This window comes from Pedobacter sp. 01T416_2, assembly GCF_056398925.1.
This window is the reverse complement of record NZ_JBFTQI010000222.1, coordinates 1-7,831: the sequence shown is the minus strand read 5'-3', so window position 1 is coordinate 7,831 and position 7,831 is coordinate 1. Positions and strand designations below refer to the sequence as shown.

Sequence of the window (7,831 nt, the reverse complement as noted above, 5' to 3'; positions counted from 1 at the left end):
AAATGGCCTCAGCTGGATTATTCTCCATCATGGGAACATGTTTGTAAGCCGCAGCATGGAAAACAATTTCAGGTTTATAGAGTTCGAATAATGTTCTGATCCGGTTTAAATTCTGCACATTGGCCATAAATATCTTCACGTTCGCGTCCTGGAAGTTATCTTCCAGTTCGAGTTTTAAATCGTGAAGCGGTGTTTCTGCCTGGTCGCAGAGAATTACAGATTTAGGATTGTACTGTAAGGCCTGCCGAACAATCTCCGATCCGATAGAACCCGCAGCGCCTGTAACTAAAATACATTTACCGCTTAAATCTTTAAGAATATTCTTTTTATTGAGCTTAATCGGTTCACGTTCCAGCAGATCTTCAATTTTCAGATCACGTAATTGGTGCGAATCCAACTTCCCGTACAACCATTTATCTGATGGTGGCACCATAATTACTTTCATACCTTCGTTAACACAGATATCGATAATTTTCTTTTTATTTAAAGTGTTTAGTGCATCTTCTGCAAAAAGTATCTTTTTTATATTGTGTTTTTCTTTTAATAACGCTACCGAGCAAGAGTGGTATACTTTTTTCTGCTCGAGGTATTTATCAACCCGATCTCTGTTATCATCAACAAAGCCAATGATGTTCAGGTTAGAATCTCCATTCTGTTCTATTGCTTTTTTGATGAGAATCGCTTTTTTTTCTGATCCATAAATCAGAATATTCTCTTTGGTTTCTGATTTGAGTTCTTTAAAAAATAAAAACACTCCTTTTACCAAAATACGCATGAGAATAAGCAGCGATGAGGAGATAAAAAAGTTCAATATCAATGCCTTATCCATTTGATGCCAAAGCAATTGAAAACGTTGTGAAAGTATTTTATTTACACTAACAAAGAGTAAGCTGGTTACAAAAACCGCAAGGAAGACCCTCAAAATATCTTCGGTATTGGAATAACGGATAATACCGGTGTGTATTCTTAGTGAAATGAAAACACCTGCAGCGATGGAACAATAAAGTGCCACGTAAACTGCATTGCCTGAGTTAAAAACGTCGGTGTAGTTTAATGTATTGGTTAATACAATGGATATAAACAATGTCCATACAACGATCATCTGATCAATCAATAAAATTAACCACCTTGAGTGTGCTCTGTCTGGAAAGAAGAAATTTTTCATAATTGAGAATCATTAAATATTTGTTTAAAGTTTATTGAGGTATCATTCTATAGAGGGGGAAAAAGTCTATATCGGTATGTAACTGGTTACCCGATTTTTCTACCAACTGATTGTAAACGGCTTTATTGGCAATAAAACGCCAACTGCAATAATCTAAAACCATACTCGAAAAACCCAGTTTCCATTCAAATAGCGAATCTTCTTTATAACCAAGTCCACCACCTAAATGGTAGTATTTCATCTTCCATTTGCGACCTAACTCACTAATTTCATCGACCAAGAATTTAGCTGGAGAATTTTTAAGATAATGGGCATTAGTGGCAATTAAGTGTCCTTCTATAATGCTATTGGTACACATAATTATACTGCCACAAACTAAATCATCGTTCGAATAAACCAGGATTAACTTACAGTCGAATTCTGTAGCCTGAACAAGCTTGGTAAAGTATTCTTCAGTAAAAAGATAAAAATCAGCAGCACTAATACGGTTCATATTAGATTGATAAAGCTTCGTGAAAGCAGCGATATCTTCCTGACTGGCAGCCTCAACAGCAATATAACCAAACTTTCTACATTTCTTAATGCTATCTCTCGTTGTTTGCCTATACCGTTTACGCTGCTCTTCTATACTTTGTTGTAAGTTAATGGCAACTGTTTTTCCATTTTCATATATGCTATCAGTTTTTTGTAACAGCATATTTTGATCAAAAAAAGGGTGAAGCCTGGAGAAAACAGAAACATAGCTGCCTTTATATAAGAATGCTGAAAAAGCATTTAGAAAATTTTCTTTCAAACTATCGCTCATATCGGTAAATTTCAGGTTAGAAACAGGACCTGAATATCCGTAAACGCAATGCAGATCGTAATATGGCGTATCCTGGATTGCACGTTCCAATAAAGGCATAGCAATAAAATTATTGGCTTCGCAATACACAAATAAAATGGGCCTTCCGTTAGTTGCCATAGCATGATAGTGCCAGGTATGATAAAAATCATAATCGACAGCCAAGCTAATATACTTTACCCAATCGTCTTTTTGCGCTAAAGTTAATTGCAAAGTAGTGCCCGCAGCATTATTTTCAATCAGCATATCCATTTTATTAAAAGAAATAATAATTAATTACGAAGCAATTATAGGACTACGGTAGAGTGGAAAAAAATCAACAGTCGAAAAAGGATCTAGCGATCTTTCGTTTAAAAGTGCATTGTATAATTCATTATTGGCAATATACCGCCAGCTATTAAATTCGAAAYATAAATTAGAGAAACCCATCTTCCAACCAAAAAGGTTATCTTCTTTAAAATTAACACCCCCACCCAGGTTAAAGTATTTATATCCTAATTGTCTACCAATTATGGTAATTTCATCAGTTAATAATTTAGCTGGCGATTCGAACAGGTAAGCGGTTCTGGTAGCCAAAAGGTGCACCTGCATAATTTCTTTGGTACAAACTACTATGGCGCCAGATATGGCTATCCCATCTTTATACACCAAAAAAAGCTTGCTATCAAATTCATCAGAAGAAAGTAGCGCAACGAAATAGGCATTATTAAAAAGGTAATGGTCTTTTGCGCCTATTCGAATCATATTTTCGGTATATATTTCAGAAAATATACCCGCATCATTAATATCGGTCGAAATTCGGACTTCATAATCGCGCTTTCGTAACCGCCTGATTTTTTCTTTTACGCTTTTTCGGTAGCCTGCCCTTTGACTTTCAATGGTTGTGGTTAAATCGATTGCCACTGTTTTTCCATTGGCATATACTCCAGAAAACTTCTCCATTAACCTTTCCTGATTAAAAAACGGATGCAATCTGGAAAAAACGGTTACATTTTGACCAGTTTCGAGATACGCTATGAATGTATTTTTAAAGCGTTCCATAAAATCATCGTCCAAAGAATTGAAGTCCATGTTTGAAATAGGCCCTGTATATCCATAAACCGATGTAAAATCAAAAAAATCGGAACCAGGAATGTTTCTCTTCAAAAGTGGGAATGCAATGTAATTTTCGCCTTCCTCATACACAAACAGTATAGGTAAACCACTTTTATCTAAAGAGTGATAATACCAGGTGTGATAAAAATCGTAATGCAAAGCACGCTTTACATATGCAGACCATTCTTGTTTATCATCAATTGTAATAATCTTTCTCATTTCGAGCTATTAAATTAGGGTAGATTTAAAGTAACTAGTTTAGTTTGTGGCAAGTAAAACAGATGAATTAATTACCATTTTTATGAAATCTTCCTGCTGTGAAACAGGTTGAAAGCCTACTTTTTTATAAATAGAATAAGCAGCCAGGTTATCTGAATGTACTTCTAAGAAAATGTGTTTAAGGTTAAGGTTATAAAAGGCATATTTTAACAACATTAAAGAGGCATTATAGCCTATGCCCTTCCCCCAGTATTTCTTTTCGCCGATGAAGAGGTGAAATTCTGCACTATCGTTTCCGATATCGAGCAACTGAATATTGCCAATGTATTCATTGGTGTTTTTTACGCAGATGGCAAAACGTTTTTCGTTGGTCAGATTTAGTTTATTTAATAGCCATTGTTTTTCAACTTCGGCGGTAATTGGCTCTTTTAACACAAATTTGGTGTACGACCACACTTCAGGATCGTTTCTCCACTTGTACGACACATCTGCATCTTTTAACGCTAATGGCCTTAGGTAAATCTGAGTGTTCATATGAGCGGTTTTAAAGCTTTAACAATTACTTTCATATCGGTTATGCTGTAGCGGTGATCAATTGGTAACGAAACAAGATGTTTAGCCAGAAAGTATTCATAACTATCAACATGTGCCCATTCGTAAACATTAGGCCAATAGGTGGCTACAAATATTTTTTGATTGATGAGCTGCTGTTTAATAGATGGATCTTCTCCCAGAAGTGGGTAAACCATCGGCACATCCTCTTCAGAAAAATTTAGCCTCAAAATATTTTCCTGCCCCAGGTGCTCATCCAGATAAGCAAAGTTCTTTCTTCTGATATCGGCGCACTTATCGTAATCGATGCTGGAAAGAATGGTTTTTGTTAATACCGACATCTTTTTGATTTCGTTATTGCACAGCTGCTTGTTGTTTTCTATATAATCGGCATAGCCCTCTTCAATATTGATATCGATACTTTTAATCAGGTGAGCAAACCGATCTGTTGATTGATCCTGTTTTAAATTTAAACCCAATGTTTTAGAGATATTAAGATAGGCGCCATCGGGTACGCCGAAAAACTTGCGGCATGAGTAGAAGGTATCGCAATTGTTTACCGGCTTAGAAAAAAATGCTTGGGCATTATCTATAATCAGGTTCTTGATTTTTTTAGCCAGCTTTTTAAYGGTTTCCGTTTTAAGTCCGAAGTAATTGGTGTAAAGTAAGCAGCAATGTTCGCCTATTTCAAAATCTATTACCGGATCTAAATCTTCATCTATATGATAAAAGTGATATTGTACATTTAGCTTTTGTAGCGGTTCTAGCAAAACCTCGCAGGTATAGTATGGAAGATATATGGTGGAGTATTTTCTTGTCCTTAACACATACTCCAGTGCATTTCTGCCGGTATTAAGTGCAATTAAATCAGGGTAATAAAGTTCCCCTTTTGATAATTCTAGCGGGATGTAGCCACCTATCGTTTTGGGTGAGTGCGTTTCTGTTTCCATCGTTTTGTCCTCTACCCTTGATCTGCTTTATACATTCTGCTTTCTACAGGTCTGTAATATTCCTGTAAACTGGCAGGTACCCTGGCGTTGTAACCAATAATCTGCCTTAAATCGCTATCTATTTTTTCGCCAAATTCGTATCCCAAAAATCTGGGATAATCGAATTGTTGTTTGATGTAAGGTTTGGTAAAACCTAAGGTTAAAGCTCTACGCTGTTTGCGGGTGAAATTAATCCCCCCTGCATGCCAGATATTGGAATCGAATAATATAATGCTTCCTTTTTTGGCAATAGCTTGTTTAGCGAAAGCTTTAAAGTGCTTTTCTTCGGGTTTAATATCTAATTTATGAGAACCCGACAAAAAGTGTGTGGCGCCATTAAAAATGGTAAAATCATCCAGCACAATAATCATCTGGATCATAAACTTAGATTCAGCGGAAAATGTACGTACATCGCGATGGATATTCTGAATATAAGACTTGGCCTTCTTGGTGTTAATTACTCCATTTATCCCATTAAGAATGTAGTTTCCGCCCAAAAAATCACGGATTTCTCTGTGGCAGTACAATTTACTCAAAAGCTCGATAGCGAAATTATCTTTCTCAAGCAAATGATGTAATGTTCCCTCCATATTTTCTTCAATTCCATTTAAAACCTGTATTTCTCTTCTTAACAGATAAGAAGTTTCGAAACCTGTGGTTATTTCTGAAATTAATTTCTGATTGATTGCCTTTTCATATACAACCCATCCATACTCATCAATAGCTTCCCTAAAGTCGGCTAAAGTGGCTCGTTTGTAAATAAATGTATTGTTCACAATTTTAGGTTTAGTTTATTTATTTGGTTAGTTATTGGTGTGCAAAGGTTGGTTAAGCCTGTAAATGCATAATCTTAAAGAGTTCTGCATTCACGATATTCACATCAAACTTTGTTTTTGCAAATTCATGCCCTTTGTTTCCAAAAGCAATAATATCATCACTGTTATTAATAAAATATTCCATTTTATTGGCTAGTGCACCGGCATCTTTAATCGGGATAAGAAATCCATTGGCCTGCTTAAGGTCGTTATTAACAGTTTCACGGCACCCTACAGAGTCGCAGGTAATTACTGCCCTGCCTATGGCCATTCCTTCGAGCACACAGCGTGGAACGCCTTCTCCATAATAAGAAGGATGCACCATTACCGAAGAGCGCTCTATATCTGGACGCACATCATCAACCTGTCCGATGTATTGAATCGTATCTCCACTCGCAATTTTTTGATACAGCTCGGGTGCAATGGCGTCAATATTCGGATCGTATGGTCCAATGAGTTTAAAAACGGCTTGCGGAAACCTTTGCTTAACTAATTTAGCGGCATCGTAATATTCTTTAATGCCTTTTGCATTAATGAGCCGCGATACCATTAAAAAGGTTATGGGCGAGGTGCTTGGTTTAGAATAGTGATAATGACTTAAATCTACCCCCGATCCGTTAACCACATAAACCTGGTGTTTTTTATTCAGGATCTTCAGATCGATTAAGCGTTGAGAATCGTCTTTGTTCTGAAAAATAATATTTAAACGTGGATTGGGTTTCAGACTTAGTTTTAGTAATAACCTTGTTATTTTAACAATTAGTTTATTACCGGATGAATTATCGGTAAAGTTATAACCCAAGCCAGTAAGCATGGGGGCAATTAGTTTAACCTTGCATATTTTAGCTAAAAAAGAGCCGTAAATAACAGGTTTAAAGGTGTAGGGGAAAAAAATATCAGGTTTTATTTGCCTGATGAGTTTATATAGCGAAAAGATAAACCTTAAATCGGATATGATAGAAACATTACTACCATCTAATTTACTCTCGTAGGTAATTACATTCAGTTCTTTCAGTTTACTCCGAACAGATTCTTGTTCAATTTTTGGTGTAAACACAAAAACCTGGTTATGTTGCTGCATTTTTTCGATCAGCTTCCCTCTAAAATCGAGCAGGGATCTGGAAGAGTCGCAAACGATAAAAATCTTTTTACTTGTTATATTCATCATGTCAAAATTTTAATTTAAACTGCAAAGCCACCTATCCAGGTGGCTTATTACAGAAAAAATATGAAGGTTTTGCTTTACCTACCTGGCACCAGCATTTGCCGTAACAATTGCAGGCACACTCGCCGCATCGTTAAGGAATGATGCATACTCATACTCTGGAACCCAGGTAGAAACTACCGTTGTTATATTGTTTGCACCACATTTATCGTAAATATTGGTGGTAATACCGCTAAAATATCCTTCCGGATCACTTGCCACTTTTGTAGTTAATGGTTTAACACAATTTGAGAAATACTCATTATCTGTTCTCACTATACCACCTGCTCTTGTACCAATAGAGTAACCAGAGTTGTTAAGGTGATAGTTGTTAAACATGTGTACACTACCATAATTCATTGATGGCTCTCTTTCGGTAATATTGTACCACATGTTGTGGTGCATGGTTACATGTAATTTACCTTTATCTGCTTCGTGACCTTCGATACCACCACTAATTAGTACTGATAGGTTGGTATCGTGGAATTTACTCCAGGAAACAGTTACATAATCAGATTCTCTGGTAATGCAAATATCTTTACCCCAATATTCCCAGCCATGAGTACGATCTGTAGAGAAATCGCAATGATCTACCCAAACATGGTGAGCAGCATCTTTGATTTGCACTGCTGCCTGTTCTACGTAATTTTTAAAAGTGATGTTCTGAATTATAATGTTACTTACTGTATAAATAAATAGATTCACACCCTCAATAACAGCTCCAGATCTACCAATAATAGATTTGTTTGATTTTACATAAACAATATCCTTACCAGCGCCTTTAATGGTACCACTTACATAAATAGTACGTGTAATGTTATCACCAACAGCTGCTTTTAATTGATCAAGGGTTGTTACTGTAGTTTCGACACCACCCTGGCCACCTGTTGTTTTACCATTTACTAAAGCATAACCTACTAAGGCTACATTTATAGTTGTATTTGCAGG

The 7,831-nt window shown here is 36.2% G+C and carries 8 protein-coding genes; all 8 read right to left on the bottom strand.

Annotated elements, in window-relative coordinates; translation table 11 throughout:
• The coding region (locus AC1DPQ_RS11360; protein WP_477609332.1) for a nucleoside-diphosphate sugar epimerase/dehydratase at positions 1-1,165 on the bottom strand (1,165 nt) is incomplete at its 3' end.
• A gap of 31 nt (positions 1,166-1,196) precedes the next feature.
• Positions 1,197-2,255 (bottom strand): GNAT family N-acetyltransferase, encoded by a 1,059-nt coding sequence (locus tag AC1DPQ_RS11355; RefSeq protein ID WP_477609330.1) that lies wholly within the window; start codon positions 2,253-2,255, stop codon positions 1,197-1,199.
• A gap of 30 nt (positions 2,256-2,285) precedes the next feature.
• Entirely contained in the window at positions 2,286-3,323 is a 1,038-nt protein-coding gene (locus tag AC1DPQ_RS11350) for a GNAT family N-acetyltransferase (protein ID WP_477609328.1), read from the bottom strand.
• A gap of 39 nt (positions 3,324-3,362) precedes the next feature.
• On the bottom strand, positions 3,363-3,857 hold the full coding sequence (locus tag AC1DPQ_RS11345; RefSeq protein ID WP_477585654.1) for a GNAT family N-acetyltransferase: 495 nt from the start codon (positions 3,855-3,857) through the stop codon (positions 3,363-3,365).
• On the bottom strand, positions 3,854-4,825 hold the full coding sequence (locus AC1DPQ_RS11340; RefSeq protein ID WP_477609326.1) for a hypothetical protein: 972 nt from the start codon (positions 4,823-4,825) through the stop codon (positions 3,854-3,856). The genes AC1DPQ_RS11345 and AC1DPQ_RS11340 overlap by 4 nt, the downstream gene beginning before the upstream one ends.
• 11 nt (positions 4,826-4,836) lie before the next feature.
• Positions 4,837-5,640 (bottom strand): phytanoyl-CoA dioxygenase family protein, encoded by an 804-nt coding sequence (locus tag AC1DPQ_RS11335; RefSeq protein WP_477585674.1) that lies wholly within the window; start codon positions 5,638-5,640, stop codon positions 4,837-4,839.
• Positions 5,641-5,692: 52 nt separating this feature from the next.
• Positions 5,693-6,847, bottom strand: a complete 1,155-nt coding sequence (locus tag AC1DPQ_RS11330; protein WP_477609324.1) for a glycosyltransferase family 4 protein — start codon at positions 6,845-6,847, stop codon at positions 5,693-5,695.
• A gap of 78 nt (positions 6,848-6,925) precedes the next feature.
• Positions 6,926-7,831: pectate lyase family protein (locus AC1DPQ_RS11325; protein WP_477609322.1), on the bottom strand; the 906-nt coding region annotated here is incomplete at its 5' end.

Coding starts and splice junctions, on each gene's coding strand:
- AC1DPQ_RS11355 (WP_477609330.1), bottom strand. CDS start 2,255: ATGCTGATTGAAAATAATGCTGCGGGCACTACTTTGCAATTAACTTTA.
- AC1DPQ_RS11345 (WP_477585654.1), bottom strand. CDS start 3,857: ATGAACACTCAGATTTACCTAAGGCCATTAGCGTTAAAAGATGCAGAT.
- AC1DPQ_RS11330 (WP_477609324.1), bottom strand. CDS start 6,847: ATGATGAATATAACAAGTAAAAAGATTTTTATCGTTTGCGACTCTTCC.